This window comes from uncultured Brachyspira sp. (assembly GCF_910588665.1).
Classification (GTDB): domain Bacteria; phylum Spirochaetota; class Brachyspiria; order Brachyspirales; family Brachyspiraceae; genus Brachyspira.
The window spans coordinates 1-18506 of sequence record NZ_CAJUPR010000011.1 but is presented as its reverse complement, the minus strand read 5'-3'; the positions used below and the strand labels follow the sequence as shown (position 1 = coordinate 18506).

Genomic DNA, 18506 nt, shown 5'->3' with positions numbered 1-18506 from the left:
AAAGGATAAATATATTATAGGAACTTTTTTTATAATTAATTCGTCTAATATTAAAATATATTGATATTTTTTCTTAAAAATTATATAATAGCCTGTTTATTTAGGAGCGGATTGTGAGATTTTGTACGATTTTATTTCTTAGTTTGACATCTGTTTTATCATTATATTCTCAGGATTCAATTGAAGATGCATTACTGACTAATAATAAAATTTCAATAACATTAGAAGACGCTTTAATTATGGCTTTTGATAATGATAAGACATTAAAGCAAGCTGAATATGATGTTCGTATAGCGCAGGTTCAAAAAAGCGCCTCATTCTCAGATTTATTTATGCCTTCTTTAAGTATAAGCGGAGGGTTGAATATAGCAGAATCTAAGGAATACATCGTTAACAATATGGCAACAGGTATTTATTCAAGCCCCGATACTTGGTCTGCAAATGCTGTTTTGTCTAAAGCTATTTTTACAGGTTTTAGAAATTGGAATACGGATAAAGCCAGAGATGTAAATTTGAGAATAAAAAGAGATATCTATTATGATGAAAGAAAGAATGTGGATCTCAACACTAAATTAAATTTTTATAATACTTTTGTAGCTCAGGAAAATTACAGAGTATATTTGCAGCAGCAGCTTAATTACAGCAATAGAATGAGAGAAACTTATATAAAATACAGAAACGGTCAGGTTTCAGAATATGAATACTTAAATGTTAAAGTGCAGTATGAAACTACTAAGCCTCAGGTTGTAACATTAAGCAATCAGTATCAAAGCTTAAAATTAACATTTATAAGACAGATAGGACTTACAAATACGGCTGATGAAATTGATTTGATTGGAAGCATATTAGATGCCACAAATATTACATTGCCGGATATGGAATATGACGATTTGCTTATATCTATAATGAACAATAATATAGAATTAAAAAATATGGGCAGTAATTTGGAGATGCTTGAATATAATAGAAAAATTGCAAGAAGTTATTTATGGCCTTCATTTTCAGCCAATGCCAATGTAGGAATCAGCACCATAGATAAAATAAAAATGGAAAACGGAAGCTATCGTAAAAACAGAGAAGGTCAGTTTAATTGGGGAATAGGATTTCAATTAAATTACTCTCTTGATTCGCTTCTGCCTTTTTCATCTACAGCAAAAGCAGCGGAAGAAGTACAATTAAGTATTGATCAGATGGAAATAAGCTATGCTCAATTAAGAGATGCCATAGAAGTAAGCAGCAGAGATTTAATATCAACAGCAAAATCTCAGGCTTTGAATCTTCAATCTCAGGCTGAAAATGCCCAAACGGCTGCTTATGCATTGCAAATGGCTCAAAGGCAGTATAGAGGCGGTACAATATCAACGCTTGAACTTAATGATGCCGAAATTACATATTTAAATGCTCAGCTTGCATATCTGCAGGCTATATATGAGTATTTTTCAAGCACATTGCAGGTATTAAAGCTTTTAGGTGTTTGAATAGTATGAGGAGATTATGATGATAAAAAAAAGAAATGTAAAAAAATTATTTATTATTTTATGCATATTCATATTTTCCTGTAATAAATCTCAGGAAGATTTGAAAAAGAAAGAAAATCCTATAAGCGTTTTAGTAGCGGCTCCTATAAGACAGCATTTAGAGGAATATTTGGATCTTTCCGCTGAAATTAAAGCTGTAAAAGAAGTTGAAATTTCTTCCGATGTACCAGGTAAAATAGCAAATATATTGAAATATGAGGGAAGTTTTGTTAAGAAAGGCGATACAATAGCTTTAATAGACAGATTTATTATAGGTGCTAATTATGCATATGCTCCCGCAAGAACTCCTATATCTGGTTATGTTACAACCACTTATATGGCTGTTGGCTCTTCAATAGCGGCTTCAACTCCTATAGCGAATGTTGCGGATATAAATCAATTAGAGGTGGAAATACAGGTTCCAGAACGTTCTATTTCAGGAATAGAATTAGGGCAGAAAGTTTTAATAAGGGTTTCTTCATCTCCTAATAAAGAAATTCAGGCAGTTATTACAAAAAGAGATTATGCTGTTAATCCTTCAACCCGTACTTTAATGGTTAAAGCTTTAATTGATAATAAAGACAGGCTTCTGCTTCCGGGTATGTTCTCCGATGTATCAATACTTCTAAACTCTGCGGATAATGTTTTTGTCATACCTAACAGTGCTATATTCAGCGATGATTCAGGAAAGAATTATATATATGTTGTAAAAGAAATTAATTCCAATAGCGCCCCTATGGAAGTAAAGACTGTAAGTTCAAATGATACTCAGTACAGGGCATATACAAGAGAAATAAATGTACTTTTCACTTCAAAAGATAAGGTGGCTGTAAGCGGAGGTATTGAAGACGGAGAAGAAGTTGTAATGTTCGGACGCGAGTTTTTAAGAAACGGATCTTTAGTTAATAGAATAGAAAATGACCCTACTATTTTAGAATATATTGCGCCTCCTGCAGCTTCCGCTTCTTCCGAAACTAATATTATAAATACAAATGCAAAACCAGATGCCGCTTTGAAACCTAATACTTCAGCAGCAAAAAATAATTCTGCCGCTTCCGATCAGAAAAAAACATCAGAAAACAGCAAAACAGAAAATAATTCAAATAGTTCCGATACCATATATTCTGTTGGGGGATAATTTTTATATATTGTTTTAAGGAGTAATTTTAATGAGAAGTTTTATTGAATTAGTAGTAAAAAGACCTGTAGCTGTTTTTATGTTCATAGTTTCTTTAGTTATACTTGGCATTATAAGTTTATCAAGGCTTCCTGTAGATTTTTTGCCAGATATGGAGCTTCCTTATATCAGTATCAGAACTACTTATGATAATGCGGGACCTGAAGAGGTTGAAAAATCCGTTTCCAGAATTATAGAGTCCGCTGTTTCATCGGTTAATAATATTAAAGAGGTAAGTTCAACTTCAAAAGAAGAAGATTCCAGAGTTTTTATAGAATTTAATTGGGGCAGTGATTTAGCTTCCGCCACAGCTGATATAAGAGAGGCTATAGACAGAATCAGAAAAGCTTTGCCAGATGATACGGAGAGTCCCGCCGTTTATAAATTTTCTACAGATAATATTCCAGTTATGGAAATATCATTTTACGGCACCGAAAATCTGTCGGCATTATATAATTTAGTTGATAATCAGATATTGACCAGCATAGAGCAGGTTGGCGGCGTTGCTATGGCTGAAATCAGAGGGGGGCTTAAAACTCAGATTAAAGTTGATGTTGATATGAACAGACTTCAGGCTTACGGACTTGATATCAATACTATTGTGAATACGCTTGCGGTAGAAAATCAGAATATTTCAGGCGGCGAAACTTATGAAGGTGTTTATAAATATACTTTAAGAACTACAGGCGAGTTTAAAACAGTAGAAGATATAGGCAATGTTGTTGTGGCTTTAAAAACCAATAGTACGCCTATAAGACTTAGAGAATTGGCTTCAATATATGAAGGTTATAATGATGACGGAGATGTAATTAAAGTTAATGGCACACCCGCAGTTACCGTTTCTATAAATAAGGAGTCGGGAGCCAATACGGTTGCCGTTTCTGAAGGTATAAAAAAAAGACTTAGCACTCTTAATCTTCCTGAAGGTATAAAATATGAAGTATTATTTAACAGTGCGGACAATGTTAATAAGGCTATAAAAGGCGTTCTTGATACTGCTTGGCAGGGAGGTTTATTTGCAGTTATAATATTAATGCTTTACTTATGGAATGTAAGAACTGTATTAATTATAGCTATATCAATTCCTATGTCTATTATTGTGACATTTACTTTAATGTATTTCTTTGGAACAACATTAAATATTATATCTTTATCTGGACTTGTGCTCGGTATAGGTATGATGGTTGATAATTCTATTGTTGTGCTTGAAAATATATTCTTCTATAGAAATAACGGATACGGCAAATACTCTTCAGCTATAGACGGAACTTCAACCGTTGCGCTTGCAATATCAGCTTCCACTCTTACAACAATAGCTGTATTTCTGCCTTTTTTGTTTGTGGAAGGAATGACAGGTCAGATGTTCAGAGATTTGTGTATTACTGTTACAGTTTCTATGATAGCCTCTTTATTTGTAGCTTTGACTGTTGTGCCTATGCTTGGAGCCAGACTTGTAACCACTAAAAAATCTCAGTTCTTAACTAAATGCGAGAACTTTTTTGAGAAGCATTTTCATTCTAAAGTAAATTATATATATAAAAAGGTATTAACTTATTCCGTTTATCATAAAAACAGAGTATTAATACCTGTTATATCGGCAGTATTTGCTGTAATAATAGTAGGGTTAATCTTTATAGGTAAAGAAGGATTTCCTAAATCCGATGAGGGACAGTTAATAGCAAGAATAACTATGCCTATAGGCACCAGAAAAGAACAGACAGGTTCTTTTATTGACAGAATGACAAAAGATGTTGAGGAAGTTATAGGAAAGGATTTAAGCAGAGTTCAAAGCAGAACCAGATCAGGTTCGGATGCAAATAAAGGACAGATAAGGGCAAAACTTATAGATAAATCCGACGGAAGAACTATGGAAACGGCTGAATATGTTGAGCTTGTAAGAAAAAAATTATCAGGCTACCCTGCAACTATTAATGTAGATTCTATAAGCGGTATGGGAGGAGGCGGAAATAGTGATTCAAGCGGTATTGATATAGATATAGTGGGCGAAGATTTAGTCAGAGCAAGAGAGCTTGCCAATAATGTAATAGCTGTTTTACAAGATGTTCCGGGATTAAGAGATGTCCGTTTGAAAAAAAGCGATGCAAGTCCTGAACTTAATGTTTCTGTAAACAGAGACTTAGCTTCTAAAATGGGTCTTAATATTAATATCGTAGCCAACTCTATTAAAACCAGTTTCGGAGGCACTACCGCTACCAGAATGACTCCTGATAATTCCGATGTTACGGATATTGATGTTATAGTCAGATTAAATGAAAGAGACAGAATTAATATAGACGATGTTAAAAGAATGCTTATACCTACTCCCGTAGGAATGGTGCCCGTATCAGCTATAGCAAATGTTGATAAGAGTTTCGCTCCTTCTGAGATAGAAAGAAAAAATGACAGCAGGGTAACTTCTATTACAGCCTCAGGTTACGGAAGACCTATGAATCAGATAATGAACGATGTGCAGTCCGCTATTAATGAAAAAATATTCATTCCTTCTGGTTTTACCATTGTTTATTCGGGAGATTATGAAGATATGAATGAGGCTTTCGGACAGCTTATACAGGCTTTATTTTTAGCTTTAGTTTTGGTTTATGCCATTATGGCAAGTCAGTTTGAGTCTTATATAGCGCCTTTTGTTATAGCATTAGCCATACCTTTTGGTTTTGCTGGCTCAATTGCTCTTTTACTGATTACAGGACAGACTTTAAGCGTATACAGCGGAATAGGAGTTATAGTTCTTATCGGTATTGTAGTTAATAACGGAATTGTGCTTATCGACTATATGAATCAGCTTATGCATGAGAAAAAAATAAACGGAGATGAAGCTGCTCTGATTGCAGGTCCCAGACGATTAAGACCTGTTCTTATGACTTCGCTTACAACAATATTAGGGCTTCTTCCTATGGCATTATCAAGAGGCGAAGGAAATGAGATGTATCAGCCATTATCATTAGCGGTACTTGGAGGCTTGACAGTTTCTACTATGTTTACTCTTATTATAGTGCCTACAGTTTATGCCGCTATTAGAAATAGAATACCTCTTAAAGATTATGATGCTAAAGATATTGCCAGTGTTGAGACAGCAGGAGATATCGGTAATGCTTTGAGCTCTCCCGGAAAATAAATAATTGCATATTGAAAAATAAAAAAGCTTAAGTTCTGATAACTTGAGCTTTTTTAATATTAAAACTTATATAAACAATTCTGTATTTTTTATTTGATGATATTATAATTTTTGATAGCTTTATTATTATTTACAAAAATTTTTTTCGATATATAATTTATATAATTGCAGAGAATAAAAAAAATTGATAGTTTTTTGTCTTCTTTGTTTTGCTGGTACAAAAAAGAATATTATTAAATAAAATAATAAGCATTAATATAATAATTTATAAGGGAATAAAAATGAAATATATAATAGCATTAACAGGCGCTACAGGAAATATGGGTCTTGAAACATTAAGACAATTAATGGAAATAGAAGATGTGAAATTGGTAAAAGTTCTTATTAGAAAAGAAAGCAGAAAAAAAGCAGAAAAGCTTAAAAGACAGTATGGAAACAGAGTTGAAATTATTATAGGTTATTTATATGAAAAAGATGACTGCATGAAATTATTGAAAGATTGTAATTATGTTCTTAATCTTGCAGCGGTAATTCCTCCTAATTCTGATAAATATCCTAAACTTGCGCATTTAACTAATTTTATAGGCATTAAGCATATTACGGATATAATAGAGCAAATGGAAAAGCGTCCTAAACTTGTTCATATATCTACTGTAGCACTTTACGGCAACCGTAATGAAAAGCATATTTGGGGCAGGGTGGGAGATCCTCTATTAATAAGTCCTTATGATGCATATTCTTTTTCAAAATTGAAAGGCGAAAGATATGTTCTTGACTCATCATTAGAACATAGAGCTGTAATAAGGCAGACGGCTATGCTTCATAATAGAATGCTTACAGACAATATGAGCGACGGACTTATGTTTCATACCTGCTATAATGCGCCTCTTGAATGGGCTACCGCAAGAGACAGCGGACTTTTAATGAAAAGAATTATTGAAGAGGATATTAAAGGAAATTTAGATGATTATTTCTGGAAGGGCTGTTTTAATTTGGGAAGCAAGGCGGAAAATAGAATCACAGGTTATGACACTTTTAATGACGGTTTTAAGCTTATAGGAGGATCTGCAAAAAAATATATGAAGCCTAATTGGAATGCTTTAAGGAATTTTCATGGGCTTTGGTATTATGACGGTGAAAAACTTGAGAAATTATTTTCTTATCAGAAGGAATCCGTTGCCGATTATTGGAATGAAATAGCAAAAACGCATTGGTATTATTCTTTGGGGAAACTTGTTCCTCCTTCTGTAATATCGTTTTTTGCCATACAGAGACTTTTACTGCATCCGAATTCGCCTTCATATTGGAGAAAAAATAATGAAAAAGGGAAAATTATAGCTGCATTCGGAAGCGAGGAAGCTTTTGATAATCTGCCTAAAAAATGGAAAGATTTTAATTTGCTTTTTGAAAATAAAGATTCCGACGGAAATTATATAGATTATAAGGCTTTGCTTGATATAAATAATGCCAAGCTTCTTAATCATGGTTATGATGAAACTAAAAAAGACAGTGAAATAGATTTGGAAGATTTGAAGAGTGCTGCAGAGTTCAGAGGGGGAAAACTTTTAAGCACTGATATGACTAAAGGAGATTTGCATACAAAATTAAAATGGGCTTGTTTTGAGGGACATGAATTCGAAGCTTCTCCGTTTACTGTTATAAAAGCAGGGCATTGGTGTGAAAAATGCATGCCTGATTATACTTGGAATTTTGATATTCTTGCTAAGAACAATCCTTTTTTTGCTCAGGTATGGTATGATTCGCATGAAAAAGATGAGAATGTAGTTTATTATTTTGATGAGGATTTTAAAGCTCATTATAAAAGGCTTGATTAATTTTATATGTATAATGATACTGCATCTTCATACAAATATATTAATTCTTATAATATAAAGGATTTTAGTTCTATTTCTTTGGATTATTCTTGGTCTTTTTCTGATAAAACTATAAAAGATACAGCATATATTACGCATAATTATTATACCTATCCTGCTAAATTTATACCTCAATTGGTTTCAAGATTAATAAATAAATATACAAAAGAAAAAGAATTAGTTGCTGACCCTTTTATGGGAAGCGGCACCACTATTGTAGAAAGCCTTATAAATAAAAGACTGGCTTGCGGTACGGATATAAATGAAATAGCATATTTAATATCTAAAGTGAAAACTACGCCTCTTAATATTGAATTATTAAAAAAAGAATATATTTTATTGTATGATAAACTTAAAAGCTATAGAGAATCGGCTGATAATAATGTTTTAATGAAAGCTATGAAAATTGTACCTGATAATGAAAGAATAGATTATTGGTTTAAGCCGAAACAAAAGGAAGAATTATCTTTAATATTCTACTCTGTATATGAAATAGATAATCCTGATGTAAGAGATTTTTATCTTGTAGCATTTGCTCAGATATTAAAAACAGCTTCTATATGGCTTCAAAAAAGTATAAAGCCTACAAGAGATATGAAAAAAAAAGAACAGGACACCTATATTTTATTTTTAAATCAGGCAAAAAGAATGATAAAGAGGCATGAAATATATAATTCTATGCTTGATAAAAATTTTATAAATAATATAAATAAATATAGAAAAATAAAATGTTCAGATTCCAGATTTATGCCTTTAAGAGACGGTGAAACAGATTTTATTGTAACTAGTCCTCCTTATGTTACTAGTTATGAATATGCTGATTTGCATCAGCTTCCTTCATTATGGTTCGGCTATTTAAATACTTTAACAAAGTTCAGAGAAAAATTTATAGGAAGCAGCTATAAAAATAGATGCAATATAGACAGTATAGATTTGAAAAGCGATATAATTATTCAAACTATAAATAATTTTTCAAATAATAAAAAAAAGATAAGAGAAATAAAAAATTATTATGCTGATATGCTTGAAAGTTTTATTGAAATGAAAAGAATATTAAAATTAGGCGGAAAGGCGGCTATTGTGATAGGCAATACTCAATTTAAAAATATTGATATATTTAATGCTGAAATTTTTTGCGAGCAAATGGTTAATATAGGCTTTAGAATTTTTGATATTATACATAGGGAAATACCTTCAAAAATGCTTCCTTCTACTAGAGATGCTGCTACAGGAAGATTTTCTAAAGCTTTATCTGCAGATAAATTAGCTTATCCTACAGAGTATATTTTAATTATGGAGAAAATATGACATATAAAGATTTAATAACTCTTTATGAAGATAAGAAAAAAATATACGGAAATGATGCTTATAAACATATTTCAGAACTTTTAAGAGAATCCAAAGAAAATCATAAAAAATTTGCTCTGCAAAACGGTGTAAATGATATAGAACAATCTTGGAGAGCATTTAAAGGAAAAAATCTTGAGAAAATGATTGAATATATTATTACTGATGAAGTAAAGAAGTTAGGATTATCAATAATAAATGGTAATAAATTGGAAAGAAAGAGAAATTTTGAAGATAAAACTTTAGATTTAGTAAAAAGAAATTTATGTATAGATTATGGCGAATACGGACTTCATTTGCCAGATGTTGATATAATTATTTATGATGATAAAACTAATAAAATAATTGCAGTGCTTTCAATAAAAGTTACTTTAAGAGAAAGAATAGCACAAACTGGTTATTGGAAACTAAAACTTATGCAGTCTTCTGTTACAAAACATATAAAAGTTTTGTTTATAACGCTTGATGAAGATGGTGTTTTATCTATAAAGAAACCATCTAAAAAAGGGAGGGCTATTGCTGAAGCTGATACAGACGGATGTTATATACTTACAGAAAGTAATATAGAAGAAAGCAAAAGAGTTAAATTATTTTCTGATTTTATTGATGATTTAAATAAAATTATAAATAACATAAAATAGGAATATATATGAATAAAAAAGCAGTAATATATTGTTTTTCAGGCACAGGCAATACTAAAAAAACAGCCTCAGAATATAAAAAAATATTTGAAGAAAAGGGTGTTGAAACTCTGATTTATGATGTGGGCGATAATTTTGATAATATGCCGGATATTAAAGATTATGATTATGCAGGCATAGCTTATCCTATACATGGCTTTAATGCTCCTTATCCTATTTTTAATTTAATAAAGCTTTTTCCCAAGTTTGATAATGAAAAGAAAAAATTTTTTATTATAAAAACATCAGGAGAACCTCTTGCTATTAATAATATATCTTCATTGCCTTTAACGGCAAAACTTAAATCCAAAGGATATATGCTTACTAATGAGTATCATTATATAATGCCTTATAATATAATATTCAGACATACAGATGAGTTTGCTTCTAAGATGTGGAAAACGGCTAAGGCTTTATGCAAAATAGATGCTTTGGAAGTTTTAGAAGGCAGAGAAAATTTGCTGAATAAATTTCCTTTCGGAAGATTAATTGCATTTTTGTTTAGAATAGAACATCCTGCTATGAAAATTAACGGACGCTTATTTAAAGTTAAAAAAATCTGCACTCACTGCAATTTATGCATTAATAAATGTCCAGTTCATAATATTTATAATGATGATAAAGGAGATATAAAGTTTAAAAATAAATGCGTAATGTGCACCAGCTGTTCATTCAGATGTCCTGTTGATGCTATAAGAATAGGGATTTTAGATTTTTGGAGGGTTAATGGACTTTATAAATTTGAAAATCCTCCCACAGGAATAAAAACTAAAAATGATAATTACTGCAAAAAGGCTTATGACAGATATTTTGCAAATGCAGAGAAGAAAATCTATAATTACTGGCAGAATAACAGAGAATTATAATGCATGATATCAACTATTTATTCTAACTATTTTTTTTGAGTTTCCGAAAATAAGTACTATAAAAATAGTTTGGAGCATAAAATGATAAATAAGTCTTTAGTAATATTAATAGTTCTATTATTAACTTTTTCAATGTCATGCACAAAACAGTCTAAAAGCAGCATGGAAGATGATTATATAAGCGAAATAGAAGAAGAATATAAAAAGTCATCAGGCAGCGATGTAGTGGCTGAGATTAATAATGATATATCTTCATCATCGGATAATGCAAATAATACTGATAATAATGCAAATAATACTGATAATAATCAGTTTAATTATAATCAGGTAAATAATGCTTCGGAATATACTTCAGTTAAACCCAGAAGACCTTTAAAAGCTACTATATATAATTTCTATAGTCCTTGGACTTCTCAAGATGATCCTTTAATTATAAAAGAAATAAGGGTTATGATAGCAAATAAGGAATATACTCAGGCTTTGAACTATATAAATAAATTAGATATTAATAATCTGCCTCCCGATGTTGATTTGGGACATTTATATCAGTTTAAAGGAATAGTGCATTATTTTCTTTCTAAAGATAATAAATCAAATATAGCTTTGGCAGATGAATGCTTTAAAAAAGTTGAAGGTTTAACTTCTATAGAGAAATTCAAGCCTTTATCATTGCTTTGGAACGGCATGCTTTATCAGACTTACTCTGCAGATGAAGCCCAATTGAATGAGGCTATTAGTTTGTTTGACAGAATAATTACAGAGTATCCTAGAACCAGATTTGCTAATGATGCTGTATTTTATAAAGCCGTTACAATGAAAAAATTGGGAATGCCTGAAAATGAATATAATGATCTGTTCTTATCTGTAAAAAGAGGAGGATTTGTTGATACTTTGGTATTCTCTCAGGTTATAAATGATTATGTGCCCGCTGATGATTTAGTTGATAAAGAGATGTTAAAATAATTAAAAGCAGTAATAAATAATTTTAAAGGGTTTTGATTTATGTCTTATAATGATAAAAGAATAAAGAAGGTAAAAGATACTAAATATTTCCATAAATCTCCGCCCTTAAAATTAGATACAGGATTTGTAAGTTTAGAAAGATTCATTGCTGTAAATGAGTATGATGATGGTTCATTTTCTCATGAATACAGCTGCGATATAATTAACAGAAAAGGAAGAGATGCAGTTATTATAGTACCTTATACTTATATAGACAATCAAATATATGTACTTATGATAAGCAATTTCAGACCCGTTGTTTATTACAGAGAAAAAATAATGACGGGCAAAAATACTAAAGAGATTGATGAACATATTATGAATTTCTTAGAGTTTCCTGCGGGAATGCTTGAAGAAGATGAGATAAACGATAAAAATCCTAATCAGGGTATAAAAAAATGCGCTAAAAGAGAACTTGAGGAAGAGACGGGATATAATGCTGATTTAAAAAATATAAATGTTTTGGGGCATAAATATTACAGTTCTTCAGGTATTATTACGGAGAGAATAAATATTGCCACCTGCGATATAACAGGATTGGAGGCTAAAAGAGAAATAAAGACAGACGGATCCGTTATGGAGGAGACAATAGAATCTTTTTTGATTCCTTTTGATAAAGCTATGAGATGGTGCAAAGAAGGCATTATTAAAAATGCGGGAACTGAAATAGGTCTTTACAGACTTTATTTTTCAATACTTTATGAACATCAGAAGAATTATAATCTTGTGCTTCAGAAAAGGCTTCACTCTCTTTTTAATGAAATTAACTCTCTTAAAAAAAGCGCAGAGCATTATAATAAATTAATCAGAGAGTTTAAAGCAACAGTTTCTCATGAATTAAGACATCCTTTTACTGAGATTATAGGATATATTAATCTGCTTAAAAAAAATAATATGACTGAGGAAAAAAGAGAGGAATCTTTTAATATAATATCAAGAAGTATTAAGAAACTTTATGATACTAATAATAATCTTATACAAATAGCGCTTAAAGATTATGAGGCTTCAAAATATGTATCTGAGTTTAATGTTGAAGAGGAGCTTAATATTATAATAGACGGATATAAATTCATTTACCCTAAAAACATAGATTTGGATATAAACATAGAAAAAAACTGCAATATATTGATAGGATATCATGAAAGATTCAGGCTTATAATGGAGGGCATAATATCAAATGCTTTTAAATTTACAAAATTAGGAACTATATCAATAAATGTAAGAACTCTTGATACAATAGAAAAAAAAGAATTGGATTTCTCTCCTGATTTATTTAATTATCATACTATGAAAAATATAATACCTAATGAGATAGAAATAACCGTAAAAGATACAGGAAAAGGCATTAAATCAAGCAAATTAAAAAAAATATTTATACCTTTTTATCAAGCCGATTCAAGATTCGAAAGAGAATACGGCGGAATAGGTATCGGATTATCGGTTGTAAAAGATTTGCTTGATACTATGCAGGGAACTATTTCAATAGACAGTTCGGAAGGAGCTGGCACTATAGTAAAATTAAGAATGCCTTTCGGAATACCCTGTAAAAATTAAAGTTATATTTTTTATTATAATCAATTTATATTCTTAAGCATTACTATTTTTCTTCCGTTATCTTCAAAGTAGAAATCATCTGTATATAATGATATTAAAAATATTCCTCTTCCGTTATTTTTATATATATTATCCTGAGATTCGGTTAATCCTATAATAGCCAAGCAGTAATCAAAACCTTCACCCTCATCTTCTATTATTACCTTTATTGATTTATCACCAATATATGAATATATATGCACATTTTTATCAGGATTGTTTTTATTTCCATGAACTATTGAATTGGTTAAAGCTTCTTCAAAAGCTATTTGAAATGCGTCTAATTTTTTTATTTCATTTGAATGTAAAAAATCAGAAAAATCGCTTGAAACTTTTGATATTAATAATTTATCACTAGGTATTTTTATGTTAAAATTTTTCATTATCATTTGTACAATATTCTTAAATACGGCTCTGACAATATTACTATAACTTATTATAGTAATAAAGTATATAAAAATAAGCACTGTTGTCAAGTTTTTTAATTATGTAAAAATATTGACATTAATTACTATTTTTAATACAATTGCAACAATACATATAAAATAAAGGATTAATTATGAAATATATGAATCTTTACAGAGGATATGAAAAGAGAAAAGAAGCTATTAATAAAAAAATATCTTCTGTTATAGAAAGAAGTCAGTTTATATTCGGCGAAGAATTAGATGCATTGGAAAAAGAATTGTCAGACTATACCGGAGTAAAATATGCTGTTGGTGTTTCTTCTGGACATGTGGGATTGGTGCTTTCTCTTTTAGCATTAGGATTTGATGCAGGAGAGGATCATTCTGAAAAAGAAATTATAGTTCCTGCTATGACATTTTTTTCAACTGCCGAAGCTCCTGCATTTTTGGGTATGAAAGTAAAAGTATGCGATATAGATAAATATTTTAATATGGACATAAAAAAACTTGAAAGTCTTATAAATAAAAATACAGCAGCAATTATACCTGTTAATTTATTCGGACAATGCGCAGATTATAATGCCATACTTGATATTGCCGAAAAAAATAATATTTTTGTTATAGAAGATGCCTGTCAGTCTTTCGGTGCAAGTTATAATAATATTAAGTCATGCTCTGGGAAATTGGGCGATATTGCAGTTACATCATTTTTTCCTGCTAAGCCTTTGGGCTGTTTCGGAGACGGCGGAATGGTATTTACTAATAATGAGAAGCTTTATAATAATCTTAAGCAGCTTCGTCATCATGGAGATGAAGGCGGTATGATACATGTAAAACTAGGAACAACAGGAAGATTGGATAATATGCAGGCTGGAATACTTTTAGAAAAGTTTAAAGGATTTGATGATGATATGGAGCATAGAAGAAAAGCGGCGGAATATTACAGCGAGCAATTAAAAGATATTGTGAAAACTCCTGAGATAGCAGAATATAATACAAGCGTTTATGCTCAGTATGTTATACAAGTGGAAAATAATAGAGATGAAATCAGAAATAAATTAAATGAATTGGGAGTTCCTACAGCTCTTTATTATCCTCACCCTATACATTTAGCTCCTGCATTGTCTAAGCTTGGCTATAAAGAAGGAGATATGCCTGTATCTGAGTATGCTTCAAAACATAATATAGCCCTGCCTATAGACAATGATATTCTTAGAGAGGAACAGGATATTGTTATAGAAGCTTTAAGAAATGTTTTAAAAAAACAGTAATTATTATTTAATTATAATCGGTATTTATCAAAAATAAAAAGGCATTATAATATGAAAAATGAAAATGAGATAGAGCAATGTTTTATTAATAAGCTTACAGAGTTAAAATATACATACAGAAAAGATATAAGAGACAGAATGTCGCTTGAACAAAATTTCAGAAATCATTTTGAAAATCTTAATAAAGTAAAATTAAGCGATAATGAGTTTTCAAGATTAAAAGAAAATATTATAACTTCCGATGTATTTTCAGCATCTTTGACATTAAGAAATATTAATAATTTTAAAAGAGATGATGATACAGTTTTTGATTATACCCTTGTAAATACTTCCGATTGGTGCAAAAATGAATATGAAGTAATTAATCAGTTTCGTATAAATACCGAAAACAGCTATCGCCGTTATGACTGCTTAATACTTATTAACGGCATACCTGTTGTGCATATAGAATTAAAATCGCTTCAGATTTCTCCTAAAAGAGCTATGGAGCAGATAGTAGGATATAAAAAAGATGCCGGCAACGGATTTACAAATTCTTTATTATGCTTTATACAGATTTTTATTGTAAGCAATGAAAGCAGCACCTATTATTTTGCAAACAATAATAACGGGCATTTTAATTTTGATGCTAAAGAAGAGTTTTCAGATATTCATCAGCTTGCAGACCATGACAATAAAAAAATAACATATTTATATAATTTTGCAGATACATTTTTATCAAAATGCGTACTTGGGGAGTTTATAAGCAAGTATATAGTTTTAGTTGAAACTGAAAAAAAATTAATACTTATGCGCTACTATCAAATACATGCCGTTAAAGCTATAATAGACTGCATAGAACAAAACAGAGGAAACGGATATATTTGGCATACCACAGGAAGCGGAAAAACATTAACATCTTTTAAAGCATCAACATTATTAAAGGATAATAGAAGCATAGCAAAATGTCTTTTTGTTGTTGATAGAAAAGATCTTGATAAGCAGACAAGAGAAGAGTTTAACAGATTTCAGGAAAACTGCGTTGAAGAAAATACAAATACCGAAAGTTTAGTAAAAAGACTTATTTCAGACGATATAAAAAATAAAGTAATAGTAACAACAATACAAAAATTATCATTGGCGCTTGATGAAAATAAGGCAAATAAGAAAAACTATAAAAAGCTTTTATCATCTCTTAAAGATAAAAGAATTGCAATAATATTTGATGAATGCCACCGCTCGCAGTTCGGAGAAAATCATAAAACTATTAAGAGTTTCTTTCCTAAGGCTCAGCTTTTCGGTTTTACGGGAACGCCTATTTTTCAGCAGAATTCTAATTATAAAAAAATTAACGGAACTGTGGGACATTATGCAACTACAGAAGATATTTTTGAAAAAGAACTTCATTCATATACTATTACAAATGCTATTGATGATAATAATGTTCTGCGTTTTAATATTCAGTATCTTGAGCCTAATAATGCAGGCTTGGCAGATGACTATTTAAATAAAACTGCCATTGTAAAAAAGATTTTGAAAAGCCATAATAAAGTAACCGTTAATAGAAAATATAATGCACTCTTTGCCGCAGCTTCTATAAATGATGCTATTGAATATTATAAAATATTTAAGCAGAAGCAATCTGAAGAAGAAGACGAAGATTTTGAGCCTTTAAATATATCATGCGTTTTTTCTCCCCCCTCTGAAGGCAATAGAGATGTTCAGCAGCTTCAGGAGGATCTTATAAATGAAAAAGAAGATAATAAAATAGAACCCGAAAAAAAGAAAGAAGCCCTTAAAAATATTATAAAAGATTATAATAAACAGTATAATACCAATCATGATATAAGCAATTTTGATTTATATTACAGAGATATGCAGGAGAGAATTAAAAATCAGCGCTATGCAAATAAAGATTTTCAGCATAAAAATAAAATAGATATTACTATTGTGGTGGATATGCTTTTAACGGGATTTGATTCAAAATATCTTAATACAATATATGTTGATAAAAACTTAAAGTATCATGGATTAATACAGGCATTTTCAAGAACTAATAGAATTCTTAACTCTTCAAAGCCTTACGGAAATATACTTGATTTCAGAAGTCAGAAAAATGCGGTTGATGAGGCTATAGCTCTTTTTTCAGGTAAGGCAGGCATTGAGGAGGCAAGAAAAATATGGATTGCCAAATCTTCATCGGAAGAAGCTGAAGAGTATTGTCTCGCTGTTGATAATCTCAAAAAAACTATGGAGAAGTACGGACTTAAGTGCGAACCTCAAGAAGTGTATAATTTGAAGGGAGAAAATGCCCAGATAGAGTTTATTAATGCATTTAAAAAGGTAAAAGCCAGCATAAACAGGCTTGAGCAGTATGCCGAAATATCGGAGGAAGACATTAAAAAAATAGAAGAGGCTATGTCTGAAGATAATTTAAGAAGATTTTCAGGCGTATATATTGATATAGCAGAAAATATAAAGAGGTTTAATCTTAAAGATGTAAATAATAAGAAAAATAATAAAGAAGATATTGAGCAAACCGATTTTGAGTATATACTTTTTGCTTCCGATATTATAGATTATGATTATATAATGTCTTTAATATCAAGAATCACTAATAAAAATCCAAAAAAAAGAAAATCTTATGTTACTAAAGAATATATAATAAAAATTCTTTCATCTTCATCTAACATGATTGAAGAAAGGGAAGACATGATTGATTATATAAAACAGCTTCCTACGGATAGAGCCTTAACAGAAGAAGAGGTAAAGCAGAATTATGAAAAGTTTAAAAAAGAAAAAAACGACAGAGAAATAATCAGAATTGCGCAGAAACATGGAGCAGACGAAGAAAAGCTTAAATCATTTGTGTATCAGACTGCTGACTGGCTCGTTTTAGATAATGATTTGCTTGAAAATTTAGTAGATATGCCTGATTTGAGCTGGATTGAAAGATCGGATAAAAAAAGAGCTTTGATGAAAGATACTATCCCTATTTTAAAAAAACTTTCAAAAGATAATAATATCAGGAACTTAAGCTCTTATGAAGATTGATAATATTAAAAATAGCAGTAAAAAATCTTTATGCATTAATATACCCGCTTTAAGATTTCCAGAGTTTAAAAATTCTCCGAGCTGGAATATTACTAATTTAGGTGAAATATCATCAATGATTAAAGAAAAAGCAGGAAAAAATAAATATATTTCTATGAGTGTTATATCTGGTTTGGGCTTAATACCTCAAACAGAAAAATTCGGAAAAGAAATAGCGGGAGATTCGTATAAAAATTATATTGTAATTAGAAAATATGATTTTGCTTACAATAAAAGTGCTACAAAACAATTTCCTGAAGGTTTTATATCTATGCTTAATGATTACGATATTGCAGCTGTTCCAAATAGTATTTTTATTTGTTTTAGAATTACTGATAAAAACTATTATCCTAATATTTTAAATTATCTTTTTTATAATAATTATCATGGTTATTGGTTAAGAAAATATATTGAAATAGGGGGTCGTGCTCATGGTTCTTTAAATTTTGATATAAAACATTTATGGGATATGCCTATTATTTTGCCTCCAACATTAGAAGAACAACAAAAAATCGCCTCCTTCCTCACCACCGCCGATGAACTAATCGACGCAGAGCGCCGCAAACT

Annotated in this window: 13 protein-coding genes; 12 read left to right on the top strand and 1 reads right to left on the bottom strand. The window is 30.4% G+C overall.

Going from position 1 to position 18506, the window contains the following annotated elements; translation table 11 throughout:
- The first annotated feature begins 113 nt into the window (after positions 1–113).
- The 9 genes from QZ306_RS08560 to QZ306_RS08520 all read left to right on the top strand — a co-directional run bounded on the left by QZ306_RS08560 (position 114) and on the right by QZ306_RS08520 (position 13150).
- On the top strand, positions 114–1478 hold the full coding sequence (locus tag QZ306_RS08560; RefSeq protein WP_295163070.1) for a TolC family protein: 1365 nt from the start codon (positions 114–116) through the stop codon (positions 1476–1478).
- 19 nt (positions 1479–1497) lie between these two features.
- Positions 1498–2655 (top strand): efflux RND transporter periplasmic adaptor subunit, encoded by a 1158-nt coding sequence (locus QZ306_RS08555; protein WP_295163069.1) that lies wholly within the window; start codon positions 1498–1500, stop codon positions 2653–2655.
- 31 nt (positions 2656–2686) lie between these two features.
- Positions 2687–5827, top strand: a complete 3141-nt coding sequence (locus QZ306_RS08550) for an efflux RND transporter permease subunit (RefSeq protein WP_295163067.1) — start codon at positions 2687–2689, stop codon at positions 5825–5827.
- Positions 5828–6108: 281 nt separating this feature from the next.
- Positions 6109–7662 carry an NAD(P)-dependent oxidoreductase gene (locus tag QZ306_RS08545; protein ID WP_295163064.1) on the top strand — a complete coding sequence of 518 codons (1554 nt, stop codon included), beginning with the start codon at positions 6109–6111 and terminating at the stop codon, positions 7660–7662.
- A gap of 6 nt (positions 7663–7668) precedes the next feature.
- Positions 7669–9009, top strand: coding sequence for a DNA methyltransferase (locus QZ306_RS08540; protein WP_295163061.1), 1341 nt, complete (start codon positions 7669–7671; stop codon positions 9007–9009).
- Positions 9006–9689 carry a BsaWI family type II restriction enzyme gene (locus QZ306_RS08535; RefSeq protein WP_295163059.1) on the top strand — a complete coding sequence of 228 codons (684 nt, stop codon included), beginning with the start codon at positions 9006–9008 and terminating at the stop codon, positions 9687–9689. The genes QZ306_RS08540 and QZ306_RS08535 overlap by 4 nt, the downstream gene beginning before the upstream one ends.
- 8 nt (positions 9690–9697) lie before the next feature.
- On the top strand, positions 9698–10594 hold the full coding sequence (locus tag QZ306_RS08530; protein WP_295163057.1) for an EFR1 family ferrodoxin: 897 nt from the start codon (positions 9698–9700) through the stop codon (positions 10592–10594).
- An 81-nt stretch (positions 10595–10675) separates the two neighbouring features.
- Positions 10676–11557, top strand: a complete 882-nt coding sequence (locus tag QZ306_RS08525) for a hypothetical protein (RefSeq protein WP_295163056.1) — start codon at positions 10676–10678, stop codon at positions 11555–11557.
- A gap of 39 nt (positions 11558–11596) precedes the next feature.
- Positions 11597–13150 carry an ATP-binding protein gene (locus QZ306_RS08520; protein WP_295163054.1) on the top strand — a complete coding sequence of 518 codons (1554 nt, stop codon included), beginning with the start codon at positions 11597–11599 and terminating at the stop codon, positions 13148–13150.
- Between the two features lie 20 nt (positions 13151–13170).
- On the opposite strand, the gene QZ306_RS08515 is transcribed toward QZ306_RS08520, so the two are convergent.
- Complete coding sequence (locus QZ306_RS08515) at positions 13171–13572, bottom strand: ATP-binding protein (RefSeq protein ID WP_295163052.1); 402 nt, start codon at positions 13570–13572, stop codon at positions 13171–13173.
- A 176-nt stretch (positions 13573–13748) separates the two neighbouring features.
- Between QZ306_RS08515 and QZ306_RS08510 the strand changes: the two genes are divergently transcribed.
- From QZ306_RS08510 to QZ306_RS08500, 3 genes are all read left to right on the top strand, one after another.
- Positions 13749–14867 carry a DegT/DnrJ/EryC1/StrS aminotransferase family protein gene (locus tag QZ306_RS08510; protein WP_295163048.1) on the top strand — a complete coding sequence of 373 codons (1119 nt, stop codon included), beginning with the start codon at positions 13749–13751 and terminating at the stop codon, positions 14865–14867.
- Positions 14868–14918: 51 nt separating this feature from the next.
- Complete coding sequence (locus tag QZ306_RS08505; RefSeq protein WP_295163045.1) at positions 14919–17900, top strand: type I restriction endonuclease subunit R; 2982 nt, start codon at positions 14919–14921, stop codon at positions 17898–17900.
- A partial coding sequence (locus QZ306_RS08500; protein WP_295163042.1) for a restriction endonuclease subunit S occupies positions 17890–18506 on the top strand: 617 nt, incomplete at its 3' end. The genes QZ306_RS08505 and QZ306_RS08500, both read left to right, overlap by 11 nt.

Coding starts and splice junctions, on each gene's coding strand:
- QZ306_RS08520 (WP_295163054.1), top strand. CDS start 11,597: ATGTCTTATAATGATAAAAGAATAAAGAAGGTAAAAGATACTAAATAT.
- QZ306_RS08525 (WP_295163056.1), top strand. CDS start 10,676: ATGATAAATAAGTCTTTAGTAATATTAATAGTTCTATTATTAACTTTT.
- QZ306_RS08555 (WP_295163069.1), top strand. CDS start 1,498: ATGATAAAAAAAAGAAATGTAAAAAAATTATTTATTATTTTATGCATA.
- QZ306_RS08535 (WP_295163059.1), top strand. CDS start 9,006: ATGACATATAAAGATTTAATAACTCTTTATGAAGATAAGAAAAAAATA.
- QZ306_RS08530 (WP_295163057.1), top strand. CDS start 9,698: ATGAATAAAAAAGCAGTAATATATTGTTTTTCAGGCACAGGCAATACT.
- QZ306_RS08515 (WP_295163052.1), bottom strand. CDS start 13,572: ATGAAAAATTTTAACATAAAAATACCTAGTGATAAATTATTAATATCA.
- QZ306_RS08545 (WP_295163064.1), top strand. CDS start 6,109: ATGAAATATATAATAGCATTAACAGGCGCTACAGGAAATATGGGTCTT.
- QZ306_RS08550 (WP_295163067.1), top strand. CDS start 2,687: ATGAGAAGTTTTATTGAATTAGTAGTAAAAAGACCTGTAGCTGTTTTT.
- QZ306_RS08505 (WP_295163045.1), top strand. CDS start 14,919: ATGAAAAATGAAAATGAGATAGAGCAATGTTTTATTAATAAGCTTACA.
- QZ306_RS08540 (WP_295163061.1), top strand. CDS start 7,669: ATGTATAATGATACTGCATCTTCATACAAATATATTAATTCTTATAAT.
- QZ306_RS08510 (WP_295163048.1), top strand. CDS start 13,749: ATGAAATATATGAATCTTTACAGAGGATATGAAAAGAGAAAAGAAGCT.